Source organism: Clostridioides sp. ES-S-0005-03 (assembly GCF_020658455.1).
In the GTDB taxonomy this organism is placed as follows: Bacteria; Bacillota; Clostridia; order Peptostreptococcales; family Peptostreptococcaceae; genus Clostridioides.
Genome location: NZ_JACVWI010000010.1, coordinates 65061 through 81313, shown reverse-complemented (window position 1 = coordinate 81313; position 16253 = coordinate 65061). Strand labels below are relative to the sequence as shown.

Genomic DNA, 16253 nt, shown 5'->3' with positions numbered 1-16253 from the left:
AAATTTATTTACTATTCTATCCTTTTACTTTTAATTATATACAACCTATAAAATATTTTTACATTCCTGTGAATATAATTTGATATTTTATCGAAATCTAAAAATCCATTTACGTTTTCAAATTTTAAATTCAGTTACATGTAGAAATCTCTTCAATTAAAAAAAAGACAATCTAAATTGATTGTCTTTAATATTTATTAATACATCTTGATATTTATATTATAACAGGAATTGCAAAAAACTATTAATGAATAATATATTACAATAGAATAAACCTTCCATTATCCTAAAATAATAGAAGGTTTATTCTATCTCCACACCTTAAAGGTGTACTATAGCCTCACGCTAATAAACTAGAAACTAGTTATGTCTTAAATCAAACACATCATAAAATGTGTACTATGGCCACTCGCCTTATCTATATTAATATTATTATATCAAATATACAATCTAAATACTATATTTCCCAATAAAAAAGATAGTAAAATTAAACTATCTGAGGAATTCATCTCTAGGAGATTTTTTAAAGAGATAAGTATTGTTCTAATAATCGCTCACCTCTAGCCATCGCTTCGTTTGATGCTAAATCTTTATCTATTGGAAGCGGTTTATTTTCTGATAAGTAAATATCATTAAATTTATCTATTTCTTCTTTTTTATTTATGACTATCCGCTTATCAAATGACACTGTTGCCATAATATCACCTACCTTCACATGTTTGGCTCATTTTAAGTATATATCTACAATCTAGAATAATCAAGACTATCACTATTATAAAAATATAAATAAAGCTCAATGGTATACTTAGAAAGAAAAATATAATCTATTTATTTTTTTATATGTAACCCAATTTATTTTAAAGTTATTGCTGTCACATCTCTGTTCCCATTAGATTTTCTATAATATAATAATAAATGAACGTCTTATAAATTATCAAATTTAATCTCTAAGACCTATTTTATAACTTATATATTCATCATCTACAAAATAAATTATATTGTTAAACATAAAGAAACTGTAATCATTTTTCTTTGCCTGATTAGCCATTTTTATTATATCTCCAGTCCAAATTTCATCATTATAATTATATATTAAATGTTTTGGAATATTGACTTCATTGAATAATGATTTATTTTTGAAAATTTTATTATTCTTATAAAGACAATTAAACTCTTTAGTAAAATCTAAACATTCATGAATATCTTTAAATTTAAGTATTAACTCCATACTTACACCTCCTTAATATAAAAACAAAATACAGATACCTCTCTGTATTCAAATATTCATACTCATAACTATGTCTGTCATACCTCTGTCATCATTGAAATTACTAGTTTATATTAAAATAATTTCAAATCAATCATTATTAGTTTATAATAAATATATAATATAAACTGGAGGTATCTTATGAAAAATAAATCCTTATCTGATTTAGCATTAATAATTTCAGTAATATCAATGATATTAGTAATTTTAGAATTATTAAATATAATTAAAATACCATTAACAGTTATAATCTTATTATTTATAACTCTATTAAGTATAATGACATGGATAAATTATAAAAATAATAAAAAAATACAAATGTCTATTGGAATTTTAATACTTATCGTTTTTATTATTTTTATAATTCATAATTTACTTTTTAATAATATGTAATATAAATTTATATTTCTTCAATAAAAAAGACAACCTTAATTGATTGTCTTTAGTAATATATGTTTTGCTAATGTATTATTTTACACAAACATTACAAGGGTCTGTTTTACCTTGTGACTTAGCTTGTTTTAATGTCACTTTATTTATTGTTTTACTTCTTTTTAATGTAGAACAATTTTTTGTTAGATGATATGATTTTCCATTAGGAACTACATATACTATGCTCTTATCAGTTAATCCAGAGTTATTAGAACTAGGCTCATTGCTTGGTTTATTTGTATTATTTGAGTTAGTATCTTTTACAATACCTGTATTTGAATCACCAATATTATTAGTTATATTTAAACACTGTTTTATAACACTATCATCAATATTTCCAATAGCAGTTATTTTACTTGCATTTTTTAATATACTCTTATTACTTCCATTTCCAACTAACACAATAGGTGCTTTTTGTGCAATTGTAGAACCAACTAAAGAATAAACTAAATCAGTTCCACTTGCTATATAAAATTCTTTTGAACCATTGTAAAATTTATTTATTATTTGTTTATTTGTATCGTATCTATCCACTCCACCTATTCTTGTTGCCTTAGTTTCATTTATTAATTTATCGCTCATACTAGCTTTTCCACCAATTGCATAAGTTTCTACTCCATCTGTAGCAAAGTTCGTAGTATTTCCATCAGTTAACACTATAGCCGCCTTATCTCTAACGGCTACAGATGCAGCACTCATAGCATCTGGTTCACCTTTAAAAGCATTAGTTAATATTACTTTTTTAGCAGCATTTACACTTCCTATTTCTTTTGCAACTTTATGACTTGTATCTATTCTATCAGTTCCACTTATTCTATTTATACTTATTTTTTTATCACTTAACACTTTCTGAACTGATGCTTCTATTGACTTTTCTCCTCCAATTAAATATACATCTTTAACTTTTTCTAATCGCTTTAATGTTTCTGAAGGTATTGTATCTTTCTTAGTCAATAATATTGGTGCATTCTTAGCTCCTGCTAAGCCACTTGCAGATAATCCATCAGATAATCCATTTTCAGAATTAATAAGTATAGCAGTGTCGTAGCTTTGTTTATCTGCTATAAGACCTGCTGTTTCATATTTATTTACACCTTTTATTGAACTAATAGAACTAAGAGCATTTGATGTTGGACAACTAACAATCAATAATGGAATAGATATCCCTATTGCTAACAATTTTTTGCTTAATTTCATAATAAAATCCCCCTATAAATTTTTTATAATATTACTCAGATATTATAATTCTACATTAATAGTGATTTTCCTTTATAAAATTAGTTTCTATTTCAAAATTCTTTTATTTTTTTAAATCCATAAAATAAAAATAGACCATCTATAACAGTCTATTTTTAGTGGTATTTATTTAGGTTTACGTTTTTTTGTACTTGTTTTTGTATATGATATTCCAGTCCCAGGTATACTCAATGTAGCTGATTTTCTTCCTTTTGAATTAACAGAGACTCTAGCACCTTTAACACCAGCACTTATCCCTACACTTTTCTTTCCTAAATTTAATTTTACTCCACCACCTAAGTTTATGCTTTTTCTAAAATTAAATCCCACAGATACAACCTCCCTTATATATTTCAAATAAATATACTTAAAATTTTGCTTGTCATATACTTGTCATCATTGGTATATCTAGTATCTATATCTTTTTATGCTTTTTCTTTTTATATACTACTCCAGCAGCTACCACTACAGTTCCAGCTCCAACACCATATGTAATATTTCTACTTTTCTCTTCTTCTCTTTTTTCTAACCCTTCATCATATACACCTTTTAACTTAGTCTCAATAGACTTCATTTCACTTGGTACACTAAAATCTTCTTCATTGTAACCTTGATTATATACACTTTCTTTTACTTTAGGTAGTTTAACTTTACCATTATCATATCCTTCTTTAAGCCAATTAGAATATTTAACATTACCTATAGTTGATGTATCAAACTTTTCTCCTTTGATAGCACTCTCAAATCCTTTAGTGTTATAATCATTTTTTAATTGTTCTTGTATTTCATCATAAGCACTATTATAAGCATCTTTAAACTCAGAATCTATGTTTTCTTCAAATGTCATTTTCTCTTTATCTTTATTACTATCCTCTATTCCTTTAGCTTTATATTCTTCTATCTTTTTAGTCTTATATTCATTGTATCCATTCGAATATCCAGTATCATAAGCACTTTTTAAAGCTTCTTTTTCATATGTATTATTAGATTTAACACCTGTAAGTCCTAAATTATATCCAGCCTCTTCAGCTGCCTTTTCTTCTTCTTCTAATTTAGCTTTTCCTTTTTCATATCCTTCTGAGTACTTTGATTCATATGTATCACTATAATCTCCACTATAACTTGCTGAACTATAACTTCCTTTATACCCATCCTCGTATCCTTGATTATATCCTTTTTCTCCAACAGATTTTTTTTGTTTTTCTTCATTATTAACTGAAGTGGTTGTTGTTCCAGAGCTACTTACTCCACTAGTATAAGGACAACCACCATTATTATGTAGATGAGCTGGATAACCACCACAATGATAGTGATAGCTTCCTAATCCAGATTTATTCTTATTGTCACGATGGCCTCCAGATGAATCAGTTCTTCCTGAATGTGCATATGAAAAGCTCCCTATACTAATCATAGCCAAACTCATTATTACAGCTATTAACTTTTTCTTAAACATAATATATTTCCCCCTAAAATATTCTATGATTTTATTATATCAGTCAATATATTATGTTTAAACCACTAAAATTCGACAAAGATAAAATCTTATCCTAATGGTACACCTAATTCATTCATTTTAGATTTAAAGCACTTTGGTATCTTAGTTATCACTTTAGCTTCACTTTCACTCATTATATTTGTCTTGGGTCTAAACTTAGGCTCTTCTTTAGTGCTACCATGATTCCAAACACTACCACCTTCAAATCCATACATAGGGAAGAAATGACCACCTCTAAGAGAACTCCATCCTCCATTATCTTTTATCTCAGATGTAACAGAATTTGCAGTAATCTCAGCTATTTCGGAAGCATCTAATAAATCTCCTGTTCTTTCATAAATAGTTGGAATAAAACTTCCATAAGCCTGTTTAACTACCTCTTCTTTCATAATTTCCTTCATTTCTTCTCCAACTTCTGGCATAGATGCAGCAATCTTAACTTTAGTATAAGCAACTACTTCGTCTAATGATTTAAATACCATCTAATTCACTACCTTATCTTTGATATTATTCATCTTTTCAATTTCCTCAGTCTCTTTAAGTACTCTATCTTGTAACATTTCATTTTTTAACTGACCTAACTTAACCTCAGTATTCATTAATAAAGATGCAGTTAATTCATTTTCTATTTGACCTATGTGATACATCACAGTTTCTAATTCACTAGATATATTACCATTTATTAAATTTTCTATTTCAATATTTAGTTCTATATTAGTCAACTCATCAACCAACATTTTAAGAATATCTTCTTGAGACAATGCTAAATCTGGATTTTCCATACCAGCCCATATTTTATTTAATATCTCTTCCTTAGTTTTCTTATCAGGATTTCTAACCTCTATGTACTCCTCTTTACCATTCTCATCTACAATAGGTATAATAGCTCTAACCTCATCTTGCATTAATTTATCTACTTGTATCTTATTCATATCTATCTCTCCCTTATTTTATTATTGGATATTTACACTTAATAGAAACTTTACAGTTTCCAGTAAATTTCAATATATTTACACCTCTTCTTAACCTAATCCACTTTCTATTAACAAAATTAAATCTATTCTCTCCATTGTCATTTAAAACAGTATAGTATAAATTATCTATTGTTATTTTCTCATTTAATTCTAATCCACTTATAACTAAACTATCTTCTTCACTGATAGTAGAATTTCTAATAGTTATATCTCCATCTTTCAAACATTCAATATCAATCACTGGGGCATATTCTTCATCTACATTAGATACATTATTTAGTTTAATTTCCCTTGTATCTTTAACAGTTATTGATTTCTGGAAATTTCTATATGCATAATTCGTATAGGGCTGAAACTCTATTTCCAATACACCTTTCTTATCTTTTGTATACTTTTTTGTTATCTTTCTTGCCTTCAAATAATAAATTTCTTCTATATTGTCAAAGGATATAAATGGTTTAAATTCTCTCTGCCAAAACCAATTACATATATTCTCTAAAGTATAATCATCCCACTCATAAGCCTCTCCATGTTCACTACACAAACAGAATTGTAATGTTATGGGTTCAATAGTAGTTTCATCCTCCGAGTAACAAGGATTCTTATTAAAAGTATTATCAGATTTAATTGCTTCTTCATAAGGTAACCCATATTCATTTAAAATATCATCATCACCCAATGTAACCAACTTGATGTTCATAGATTCGCTTGAGATATTATCAAATAAAAACTTATCATCTAAAAATACCAATTTATCACCTTCTTTCATTTTTTTAAGTTCAAATCCGATTAAAATTATATTTAAACGTAAAAAAATAACCCCTACTCAATTAAGAGTAGGGCAATTCACTATTTCTTAGATTTAACATCCTTTTCATCTATTAATTCAGCACCTAACATAGAGGCCATTCTAACAGGGCTAACATCTTCATTTCCAACAAATGCAAATGTTACATATTCTTTATTTTCATCTGGTAAAACATCTAGTGTCATATTAAATCCAGATGGATTCTCAGCAGTAAGATTTAATTCTATACTTCTTTGTGCTTTTGCATTTGGAATAGTCATGTACAATACCATATATTCACCATCAGCAGTTTTAGCCATAACATCTGCCTCTACTACATAGTTTGGAGCAGTAGATTCTTCTTTTATTTTTATAACTTTTGCTTTTGGTAACTCTTCTAAATAAAATACTGCTACCTTATCTCCTGCATTAAAATCAGCAGTAGATATTGTTATCTCCGTATTAGAACCTGTTACAGTTGAAGTAAATTGTAATTTCTTAACTAAAGATATACCATCTTTTTCAACACTATATACAGATATACTATTAGTGACTGGTTTTACATTTTCTAAAGTAACTTTCTTAGTAGCATCAGAAGTTAATAATTTTCTTTTACCAACCTTAGCAGATTCTTCAACCATATCAGAAGCTAATAGCATTGCCAGTTGTGGCATTTGTATTACCTCTTGCTCAAGTGCTAAACTACAAGTCACGCTCCCATCAAAGGCAATGGCATTCGCACCTTTCGCTTTAGCATAAACTGATTCTGAATCCAATTTAAAGTTAAAAGCATTTAAATCTGCTGTATAAAAAAGTGGTTCTCCAGTTGTTTTATTTTTTACTATTATATTACTTGCATCTTTTATCGCAAATCTCATTATTTAATCATCCTCTCATTTTTACATAAAAATAATACTGTTATTTAACAGTGCTAGTTTGTATTTTTATTTCTTTAGACCAATGTTTCATCTTATCTGCTCCAATTTGGTATTTAAAAGACCATGCATAACCTAAGTTTTCATTATAATTCTTAAATTGAATTTTAGTCTTATAAATATTAATCAGTTGCCAATAAGTCATTTTTAATATTTCATTTATATGAATATGCCCATCTATATTTTGAACTATATTTATATAATCACATAAATGATATGCTTCTTTTTCTCTTTTTTTTCTTTCCTTTTCTTTGAAGTGTTCAATTAACTTTCTTTCTCTCTCAGAACCAGTATTTTCAATCCATTTATCTTCATCATCTTGGAAGCTTTTTTTATCAATACAAAACATTTCTAAAATTAAATCTGATACTAGTCCAAAATCTTCTCTGCTTATAAAAGCATTTTTCTTCTTATCTTCTGATTTGATTAAAATACCAATTTTAATATTATTCATATACTCAATATTTTTAATATCAGTTTTATATAATATAGATAAAGATTTTTTTATTTTATCACTAAGTAATTCAACTTTCTCAGAAGAGTTTTTCCTTGATGTTAATATCATTAAATCTAAAATGGGTATAGTGTCATATTTACATTTTAGTTCAAATGATTCCTCGTTACATAGCTGAGAATAACTCTTCTCAAGTATTAGAAACGGGTTGACCAGCTCTAAATTAGCCATATCTGAATTAATAAGCTCTTCAATAGTAGGTTGATATATAGTTCCTAGTGTTTCACCTAGTTTAATTGGAAGTCCTGTAATATAGTAATTTTCTAACATTACATATCACCAAAACTTTCAGCAGATACAGTTATTACAAATCCATTATAATCAGTACTTAAATTATACATTTGATATACATTTTCTAACTTAATCTTACCTATACCAGCTATTTCCTCATTTTGAGTTATTATATCGACTATGCAACACATCAACGCAACATCTCTTAGGCCATTTGCCGTATCTTGGCATTCATCATGACAGACAACACCAATTTCTATCTTTGTTTTTTTAACTGTCCTACTTCCCTCAGAACATGGTCTATACTCTGACATAATTATGAAAACTGATATATCTGCTTCTTTTAATACTTTTTCCACTCTTCTATTTAGAAATACCTTCTTGTTTCTAAGCTCTTTAACTGGGTTTTTTATATCAGGCATGGATAGAATATCTTCTTGGCATTCATCATTATAAATCATAAATTTAGCGAAGTCTTGATTTGACATTAGAGTTGTTCCAATATTTGAAATTAACTTGTTAGGGAAATCCATATAAACTAATAATATCTACCCCCTTAGCATTATCTTTTTAGTATCTATTATTTCATTTGTATCTTTATCTTTAGCTAATAGCAGTACTTCTAAGCCAGAATATTTAGCTAGTGTGTTAGATTGTAAGACGCACAATTTCTCATCTTGATTAATTATGTTACAATAGTTATACTGCTTCTCTAAGAGCCACTCAACACCTTGAGCATGGTCTATAGTGTATTCATTTTCTTCGCCTAGATTAATAAATTCTTCACCCATAATCTTACTAAATGGGATAATTACATTATCATTTTCAGATAACTCATTATAAGCAATATTATTTATTGTATCATCTTTTGAAATTAAAGCATCTTGTAAACATATAGCTTTAATAAGTCCATCTGAGCCTGTTTCTCTGCCATTATACTCAAAGTCATTTACCGATGTAACTCTAAATACAGTTTTACCAGTTAACATTATTCTAGTGTCAATATCTATAGTTTTAGTTATATGATTACTTCCAAAATAAAGTTGTCTTTTTGTATCTGCTACAGATGTATATTTATTATCTGCCATACCATCAGAATATAAAGTTAAGTTTTCTACTGAGAGAGGAATTTTATATGTTTGACCTTTATACTTATAATTAAAGAATTGATTACATCTTTTTATTATAAAATGCTTATATGTATCCATTTCTTTATGTTCTTTAAATATAGTCAGCCAGTAACAATTATCATAAAAAAGATAACAACCTACATCTACATTTAAATCCGATTCAACTAATAGATTTTTTTCATCTAGTGACCTTTTATCATTATTAGTTATATCATTAATTGCAACTATAGCTCTTTTAGTATCTTCTGTTATACAAACTTCATCTATATCAGTTATAGGTACTTCAATACAGGTTGGTGTTTCTTTTAAATATTTCTTAAAACTTAATCTCAGTTGTAATATTCTTTTTTCTTTAGGAGTTGAGCATCCTAGTCCAATTCTTTTTTTATAATTACTAATATAACTATTCAATTTTATCCCAACCTTTAAAACCTTTATATACATATCTTGTCTTGTATTTGGCAAGTTGCTCTCTAATTTGAACTTCTAACAAACAAAGCTTTGCTAACATATTAGCACCAGACTTAGTATTATAATCTGAGTCAGTTAACATCTGTTTTAAATTTTCTTCTCTAAGAATCTTAGGTTGAAGCCACCAAATCATCATTCCATAAGCTAATATAATTATTTCATCTAAATTAAGGTCTGAAATTATTTCTCCTAGATATTTACTCTTAAATAAGATTTCTTCTTCTGTTTCTGTTTCAAAGGTTATTATACAGTCTTCTTCTCTAAACTCTACAATATAATCTTTATTGATTTCATACTCTTTATCTGTATATTTTCCTATTAGTTTTATTTCTGCAAATTTATTATTATATTCAATAATAAATTCCAATTGGTCAATTGGAATTGTAATACAAGACTCTTCTTGTCCTATTATAGACAAATCTTTTCTACATTCATAAAAATCAAATGTAGCCTTTTGAAGATATGAATACATCATATCCTCAATTATTTCCTCTTCAAGTAATAGCATCTCTTCATCATTTATTAGAGAAAGAAATTGCTTATATATCTCTTTTACTGGCGTAGCCATATCATCACCACTCTTTTATAAAATAGATGATGTATAACACCACCCTAATCCTCAAATAAGCTTTGTAAGCCTAGTCTAGTAGCTATTAAACGTTCCTTATAATGAGAATCAAACTTACCCTTTTTATATAATTCGATTACTCTTGAGCCTAAACACTCTATTAAACCATAGTTAGCTTTTTCAACTATATTCATAAATCTATCATTATCTAATTTTAATAATATATAATTTATGTAATCTAAATCATACCCACCTAGACCTTCATAAACATCTTTTAAACTTAAATACTCTAATATATCCTCAACAGTATAATAATCACTATCAACATCCACTATAGTTATAAGATAGTTTTCAAAATAACCTCTATGTTTGTTTGATATTTCATATAAGTCAGATAGTATAATAAATGTCTTTTCTCCCACTTTATTCATTTCAAAGACTAATCTTTCATCTCTATCTCTATATAAAACTGTTCCAGTATCTAAGTTCATTATCTCTACTTCTATTTCATCTTTGAGTTTCCTCAGTTCATTTCTTAATTCTTTATATGTTTTTTTAGAAGTTTTTATTTGTTCAACTTCCTCTGAAACATCTTTTTTTGTCTTAGCAGCCATTAAAAAATCTCCCTTCTAAATAATATTATTGTATTTTATACATTCCAAATTTAGAAGCAACAACAACACCTAAATGCATTTTTCTTGACATGAACATCTCTATTTGTTGGTCATCTCTAGCTATTCCATCAGTATTTTCTATTATCATTGTGTCGCCTTCAAATCCTAATTTGATTATCTTCTCATCGTTTGGTATAACATATAAAATACTATTACTTAATGCCCATTTATCTCTTTCAGCATCATAATAGTTAGGTAATTCTATTACAGGTGTTCCACTAAAGTTTTTAACATAACCAAAATTTCTTTTGTCATCTTTATCTAAGTCAGCTCCAACACCTTCTATATTTCCTACTGCTTCTGGAGTTCCATATATAGCAACAGATTGTCCAGTAGCACCTTTTACTTTATTAACTATTTTCTTTAAGTCCTTATCTGAATAAGCAGCACTAGTTTTTAAATTAGTATGCACAGATGCGTAAGCCCCTTCCATAGTAGATGCTATTGCCTCTGCTATATGATGTTGGAATGTAGAAGATACTCTATCTACCATTTCAGACCAATCTATTCTTCCAGCTATAAATCTATCAAACTCTTCATATATAGCTATTGCTAATTTAAATGCAGATGTAGGAACTTTTTTACCTAATAGTCTTTGTCTTCTTGTACTATTTTTACCTTCAGCTATATTTGCAATTCTTAATAAATCAGTATTTTTAACTGTAAATTCTTTTTTATTGCCTAAATCAAAGTTTTCCACATCACAAAAATCTGAAAATGCTTCTTCAGTTAATCTATTTACTTTATCAGTTATTGTTTCAGATAATATTTGAAATATCTTATATTTATTTTCAAAGAACGTATATTGTCCCCATTTCCCTCCACATATATCTATTATTTCTTTTCTTAATGCATCTTCACATTGAGCATAATTTTTTACTTTTCCATTTAATATATCACTTGATAAATCTTTTAATGCTATTATATCTATAGCCATATTTTTTCCACCTTCCATTAATTATTTATTATGATTTTATTTTCTATATAAAAGATACATATACTGAATCTTGTCCATTAAAAGTATATAATTCTTCAACCTTTGCAACTACTATTCCAGTAGTTTTCTTTGTCAACTTATATGTATCTGCTTTAAGTTCTAATTCATCCCCAACAGCTACAACACCATCAAAATGTTTTTTAGCTAAAGTCATACATAATCCCTTATGAGGTAATCTGACTCTATCTATTTCATTTGCTTTTAATTCATAATCTCTTTCATCTAATCTTTCATCATATTGAAGTGCAACACTGTCTAAAATTCCAAATCTGCATCCCTCTGATAACTTTTCTATTTTATAACAATCGTTTCCTAGCTCTGAATCTACTAAGCCACCTAACGCTACTATTGCACCATTTTCTAGTACATCACTTCCATTTTTTGCTGTTACAACATCTGGGTACTTGTCTATATCACAATTTAATATCGCTTTATCTGCCATTTTTATATCTCCTTTTTTATTTTTTCATAAAAATAAACACTACTTATTTGAGTGTTTTTTCAATATTTGTTCATATGATTTTGTATTTTTATTTTCATCTTCTAATGTAGATGAATAATTTATCTTTGCTTCTTCCACTATAAGTCCCTTATCAAAATTAAATTTCTTTGTGTTTTCTTTTAACTTAGTATAATCAAGTAAACTTAACTCTTTCCTTAAATCCTCTAAAGATAACTCTTTGTTTATAGCGGATTCTTTAAAAGTCTTAACTTCATCTTCTGTTAAAGAATTAAACTCTGAGATAATACTAGAAACTTCTACTTTATATTCTTCCATTTCTTTATCGGCCTTGAATTTTCTTAAAACTCCCAACTCTTCAGTTAGATTTTTTATCTCAGTTTCTTTTTCACTAAACTTTTCAAGTACTAATTCTTTTAAAGTATCCTCTTTAGAAAAAGTTTCTATAACTTCTTCTTCTTTTTTCTCTCTCCATTCTTCTATATATGATTTTCTGTTTTCATAATCTAAAACAACATCATCTCCATCTATAGAATATGGTACACCATAATAATTACAATAATTTATGTTATCTTCTAATATAGCTATTTTTTCTTCAGGTAGAATAGTTCTTAAATAATATTCTCTTGCTGTGTATCTACCTCCCCAATAAGGGTCTTCAACCTCAACCATCTTATTTTTTAATTGACTATTAATAGAAATATCTATATCTTCTATTGATAATAAATCATTTTTCTTTTTATCCAACACATTTTCCTCCTTCCCTTTAAATGAATACATTTCTTTACAAATATCATAAATTGCTTTTTTATATTTTGAAAAATTACTATATGTATTTATAGATGCTCCCTCAATTCCAGGTGCAACATCATCTCCTAAAATAGTAATTCCTAAAAAACTAAATCTTTTAATATTATAATATCCATCAGTTTTATCAACTTCTCCATCTTCAACTGCTATTTCCATACTCACACTTTTTGACTTTGACTCTGTCAATAATTGATATGCTGAATTTGAATAGTGTTTCCAAATAAGCCCTGTACAATTTAGATATGTCTTTCCATCTTCTTCTGTATAAGTTATTTCAGTATTATTTGGAATCACACCAAGTGGTCTTTCTAAGAATTTATACTCTATAGAATAACCATCATCATCCTTTACAACTTTAGTTATCATATTGTGTTCATCAAAATCTACTGCATTTTCTTCTTCATCATATTTTATATATCCAAGTATTGGTATATCTGATAAAGTTGATTCTGCTTCATTTATAGTTGGTAAATCAAACTTAGTTTTATTTAAATTTTTGCCTTCATGTAAAATTTTTAGTTTTACATTTAATTTTCTATCATCTTCTTCATTAGAAAATGTCTCAAATCCACATGGAATACTAACTACTTTCAACTTTTCACCTCCTTAAATAAACATTACATCGCTAAAACTTATATCTTTAAAATCTTCCTTATTAAAATTAAGTATCTCATCAGGCTTATTTTCAAATAAATAAAATGATTCTTCACCACATTTATTTTCATTAATAAAAGTAAATCCTTTTTTAATTAATTCGTCTTTTTTATCACCTGTAAACGCAATAATAAATCGTTCATTATTTGTTCTCATCTTTTCTATCTGATTTATTTCCATTTGTACCACCATCACCTTTATCTTCATTAGTAGGTCTTCCAGCATCATTATTTGAAAATGTATATGAAGCTTGTTTAACTGGCAACAAATCATCTATTTCCATTAGTTGTTCGGCTTTATATAAATTAGCAATTTCAATTGGTTCTTTTCCAGTACTAGCTAAATATACTAGCCTGCTATCTCCTACACTATTTATATTTTCTCTAAGTTGTTGTGATATCTTAGATTGGTTAAAATGAGTTGTGCCAACAAAATAAAGTTGAAATGCTTTAGATGAGTTCTTTTTATTTAGTTCATAATTTATCCATGTTTCTATCTCATTTTGAATCCTCATAGGTATTAAACTATCTGCTATAACTCCATCTGCAATTGATTCTGTGTTTATTTTATCTGAGTTAAAAAGAGCAGTATTGATTCCAGCATTATCGAATATAAATTCTTTTGCTTCTTTAACATAATCATTAATCTTTGATTTTCCATCACTTAGATTAATCCCTTCCATATCTAGTGGAGTTACTGCTACAGATGTCCCTGCTGGTAAATTAGATTTTATATCATGGTAGTATGCACTTAATAAATCAAATGCAACTAATGGTTCATCATTTTTACCATAAGGTACTTTTCCATGTATTAACTTAATACTTTCAATAATTGCATTAGAACCTTTTAAATCTTTCATATCTTCAAGTTCTAAGATATCATCAAATAAAAAGCTAAAAAATGGTATTCCTTTTGTTGAATCAATATCTATATTAAATGCTACAGCATTATCACTTAATTCATAGTATTTATTTTCTATTAAGTCTTCTTTTTTTAATCTTCCATCATTCAATTTTTTATATGCTTCTTGAACTTCTACTGGAAATGCTGATAAAGTCTTTCTATTTATTTTTCGTAAATCAATACCATACCTTAATACCCCATTTACTTTAGATGTTATTGTGCAATAAAAAGCTGGCATTTGTTGCATCATTATACATTTTGAATCTTCAATTTTATATAGATATATTTCTCCTTGTTCTAATACTTTTTCAGTTATCCAAGGACAAATATGTTTAAGTTGATATTTTTTTAGAAATGTTGCTGCTTTAAAAAAAGAGTTGACATAATCATCTTTATCTTTGAATTTAGAAATATTTGTTGGTATTATATAATGGTCAAATGTATTCATGGTTGAAATCATATTTAGAATTCTTTTATATGTACCAGACGTTTCTTTAAGCAAAAGACTAACCTTTTGTAGTAATTCTACGTTTTTGTAAGGGTCTATCATAGCTTTTCTTACTTGGTCTCTACTTATATTTCTTATCTTGTACATTTCATTTGACAGATTTATAGTATTTTCTATCATTGCATAATTTCTTTGTCTTAGTTGCTCATTTAAGTATTTTATTTGGTCTAAAGTATACTCTTTTTTATCTCCTTTGAGTTCTATTATGGTTTCCACCTCCTGACCAGAATGAAATTATTTGTCCATTTTCTTTGCTATTTCTCTTTTTTAATTCTATATCCAGTAAATTTGCTAGATAATTTCCATATGCTAAAGAAGAATATCTGTCTTTTCGTGCTTTCCCTTTTTCTTTAACTTTAAGCCACTTTTGACCATCATTTTTAACAGTTTCTAAGTTAATTAATTCGTTTACAAGTAGCGTAGTTTGTTTATATGGTAATATCATTCTTGCTTGGTCTGTATAATTTTTCTTTGCATACCCAGATGTACTACTTAACATATCGTTTGCTTCTACATCATTTATAGGCAATTTTATTCTATTTTTTAGGAAAACATCAAGTAAACCAATTATACAATCATGATTTATTTGTCCATATGCTTTAATTTCAAATATAACTGGATAATTTTCTTTTGTAGTAAAATTATTATGTAAATGATTTGTATTAGCATGAGAAAATGCGTTATATTCCTTATTTCTAGCATCATCATAATTAACCCTAAGTAAATCAGATAAAACACTTTGCCCTACTCCTTGAGTATCTATAACTAAGAAATCAGCTTCAAAATCAAAGAATAATTGCTTTAATCTTATTGCTTGTTTATCTGGCTTCATACCATTATGAGATTCTATATGAACAACCATTCTTTCATAATAATCTTTCTCGGGCAATAATCTCCAGCATGTATATACTGAGTTATCATTATTGTCTCCTTCTGCGATAGCAATGTCAGCAGAAATTATCCTTAGTTCACCTTTTCTTTTTTGTAGATTACACTTTATTTTTCCGTTTTTAGCAGATAACACTTCCAAATCTGTTGGAGGATAAAATGGATTTTTTAATGTCCTACATGGATTTACATAAGATGATTTAAATATTGCATCTTCATTTTCTCCAAAGAAAAGTGATTCCATCTCCATAATCCAAGAAACAGCATCCATTTCTCTTTTCATTTCATCTGCTCTTTCCTTCTGAACCTCCCATGACTA

General features: G+C 27.4%; 21 protein-coding genes. 1 reads left to right on the top strand and 20 read right to left on the bottom strand.

Annotation, left to right across the window (positions count from 1 at the left end; translation table 11 throughout):
- Positions 1-523 precede the first annotated feature (523 nt).
- Both IC218_RS20305 and IC218_RS20300 read right to left on the bottom strand, forming a co-directional pair.
- The gene (locus IC218_RS20305) at positions 524-697 is read right to left on the bottom strand and encodes a hypothetical protein (RefSeq protein WP_227825377.1); all 174 of its coding nucleotides are present in this window, start codon (positions 695-697) and stop codon (positions 524-526) included.
- Between the two features lie 243 nt (positions 698-940).
- Entirely contained in the window at positions 941-1228 is a 288-nt protein-coding gene (locus IC218_RS20300; protein ID WP_227825376.1) for a hypothetical protein, read from the bottom strand.
- Between the two features lie 180 nt (positions 1229-1408).
- Between IC218_RS20300 and IC218_RS20295 the strand changes: the two genes are divergently transcribed.
- Positions 1409-1660 (top strand): hypothetical protein, encoded by a 252-nt coding sequence (locus IC218_RS20295; RefSeq protein ID WP_227825375.1) that lies wholly within the window; start codon positions 1409-1411, stop codon positions 1658-1660.
- Positions 1661-1735: 75 nt separating this feature from the next.
- Here IC218_RS20295 and IC218_RS20290 read toward each other — a convergent pair whose 3' ends face one another.
- The 18 genes from IC218_RS20290 to IC218_RS20205 all read right to left on the bottom strand — a co-directional run bounded on the left by IC218_RS20290 (position 1736) and on the right by IC218_RS20205 (position 16217).
- Positions 1736-2896: a cell wall-binding repeat-containing protein gene (locus IC218_RS20290; protein WP_227825374.1), complete on the bottom strand. Its 1161-nt coding sequence runs from the start codon at positions 2894-2896 to the stop codon at positions 1736-1738.
- 165 nt (positions 2897-3061) lie between these two features.
- A complete protein-coding gene (locus tag IC218_RS20285) occupies positions 3062-3265 on the bottom strand; it encodes a DUF4236 domain-containing protein (RefSeq protein ID WP_021383048.1) in 204 nt (67 codons plus the stop codon).
- Positions 3266-3350: 85 nt separating this feature from the next.
- Complete coding sequence (locus IC218_RS20280) at positions 3351-4388, bottom strand: YHYH domain-containing protein (protein ID WP_227825373.1); 1038 nt, start codon at positions 4386-4388, stop codon at positions 3351-3353.
- Between the two features lie 89 nt (positions 4389-4477).
- Positions 4478-4912: a hypothetical protein gene (locus tag IC218_RS20275; protein ID WP_227825372.1), complete on the bottom strand. Its 435-nt coding sequence runs from the start codon at positions 4910-4912 to the stop codon at positions 4478-4480.
- Complete coding sequence (locus IC218_RS20270; RefSeq protein WP_021383057.1) at positions 4913-5362, bottom strand: hypothetical protein; 450 nt, start codon at positions 5360-5362, stop codon at positions 4913-4915.
- Positions 5363-5375: 13 nt separating this feature from the next.
- Positions 5376-6155, bottom strand: coding sequence for a phage tail domain-containing protein (locus IC218_RS20265; RefSeq protein ID WP_227825371.1), 780 nt, complete (start codon positions 6153-6155; stop codon positions 5376-5378).
- 98 nt (positions 6156-6253) lie between these two features.
- The gene (locus tag IC218_RS20260) at positions 6254-7069 is read right to left on the bottom strand and encodes a hypothetical protein (RefSeq protein WP_227825370.1); all 816 of its coding nucleotides are present in this window, start codon (positions 7067-7069) and stop codon (positions 6254-6256) included.
- Positions 7070-7109: 40 nt separating this feature from the next.
- Positions 7110-7910, bottom strand: coding sequence for a hypothetical protein (locus IC218_RS20255; protein ID WP_227825369.1), 801 nt, complete (start codon positions 7908-7910; stop codon positions 7110-7112).
- A complete protein-coding gene (locus IC218_RS20250; protein WP_227825368.1) occupies positions 7910-8359 on the bottom strand; it encodes a hypothetical protein in 450 nt (149 codons plus the stop codon). The genes IC218_RS20255 and IC218_RS20250 overlap by 1 nt, the downstream gene beginning before the upstream one ends.
- A gap of 60 nt (positions 8360-8419) precedes the next feature.
- Complete coding sequence (locus IC218_RS20245) at positions 8420-9412, bottom strand: hypothetical protein (protein WP_227825367.1); 993 nt, start codon at positions 9410-9412, stop codon at positions 8420-8422.
- Positions 9405-10040: a hypothetical protein gene (locus IC218_RS20240; RefSeq protein WP_227825366.1), complete on the bottom strand. Its 636-nt coding sequence runs from the start codon at positions 10038-10040 to the stop codon at positions 9405-9407. Before IC218_RS20240 ends, IC218_RS20245 begins: the two co-directional genes overlap by 8 nt.
- Before the next feature lie 44 nt (positions 10041-10084).
- Positions 10085-10654 carry a hypothetical protein gene (locus IC218_RS20235; RefSeq protein WP_227825365.1) on the bottom strand — a complete coding sequence of 190 codons (570 nt, stop codon included), beginning with the start codon at positions 10652-10654 and terminating at the stop codon, positions 10085-10087.
- 25 nt (positions 10655-10679) lie between these two features.
- Positions 10680-11651, bottom strand: a complete 972-nt coding sequence (locus tag IC218_RS20230) for a hypothetical protein (protein ID WP_227825364.1) — start codon at positions 11649-11651, stop codon at positions 10680-10682.
- Between the two features lie 43 nt (positions 11652-11694).
- On the bottom strand, positions 11695-12153 hold the full coding sequence (locus tag IC218_RS20225; RefSeq protein ID WP_227825363.1) for a hypothetical protein: 459 nt from the start codon (positions 12151-12153) through the stop codon (positions 11695-11697).
- A 39-nt stretch (positions 12154-12192) separates the two neighbouring features.
- Positions 12193-13575, bottom strand: a complete 1383-nt coding sequence (locus IC218_RS20220; protein ID WP_227825362.1) for a hypothetical protein — start codon at positions 13573-13575, stop codon at positions 12193-12195.
- 12 nt (positions 13576-13587) lie between these two features.
- A complete protein-coding gene (locus IC218_RS20215; protein WP_227825361.1) occupies positions 13588-13815 on the bottom strand; it encodes a hypothetical protein in 228 nt (75 codons plus the stop codon).
- Entirely contained in the window at positions 13778-15262 is a 1485-nt protein-coding gene (locus tag IC218_RS20210) for a hypothetical protein (protein ID WP_227825360.1), read from the bottom strand. Before IC218_RS20210 ends, IC218_RS20215 begins: the two co-directional genes overlap by 38 nt.
- The gene (locus IC218_RS20205; protein WP_227825359.1) at positions 15231-16217 is read right to left on the bottom strand and encodes a hypothetical protein; all 987 of its coding nucleotides are present in this window, start codon (positions 16215-16217) and stop codon (positions 15231-15233) included. Before IC218_RS20205 ends, IC218_RS20210 begins: the two co-directional genes overlap by 32 nt.
- Positions 16218-16253 lie beyond the last annotated feature (36 nt).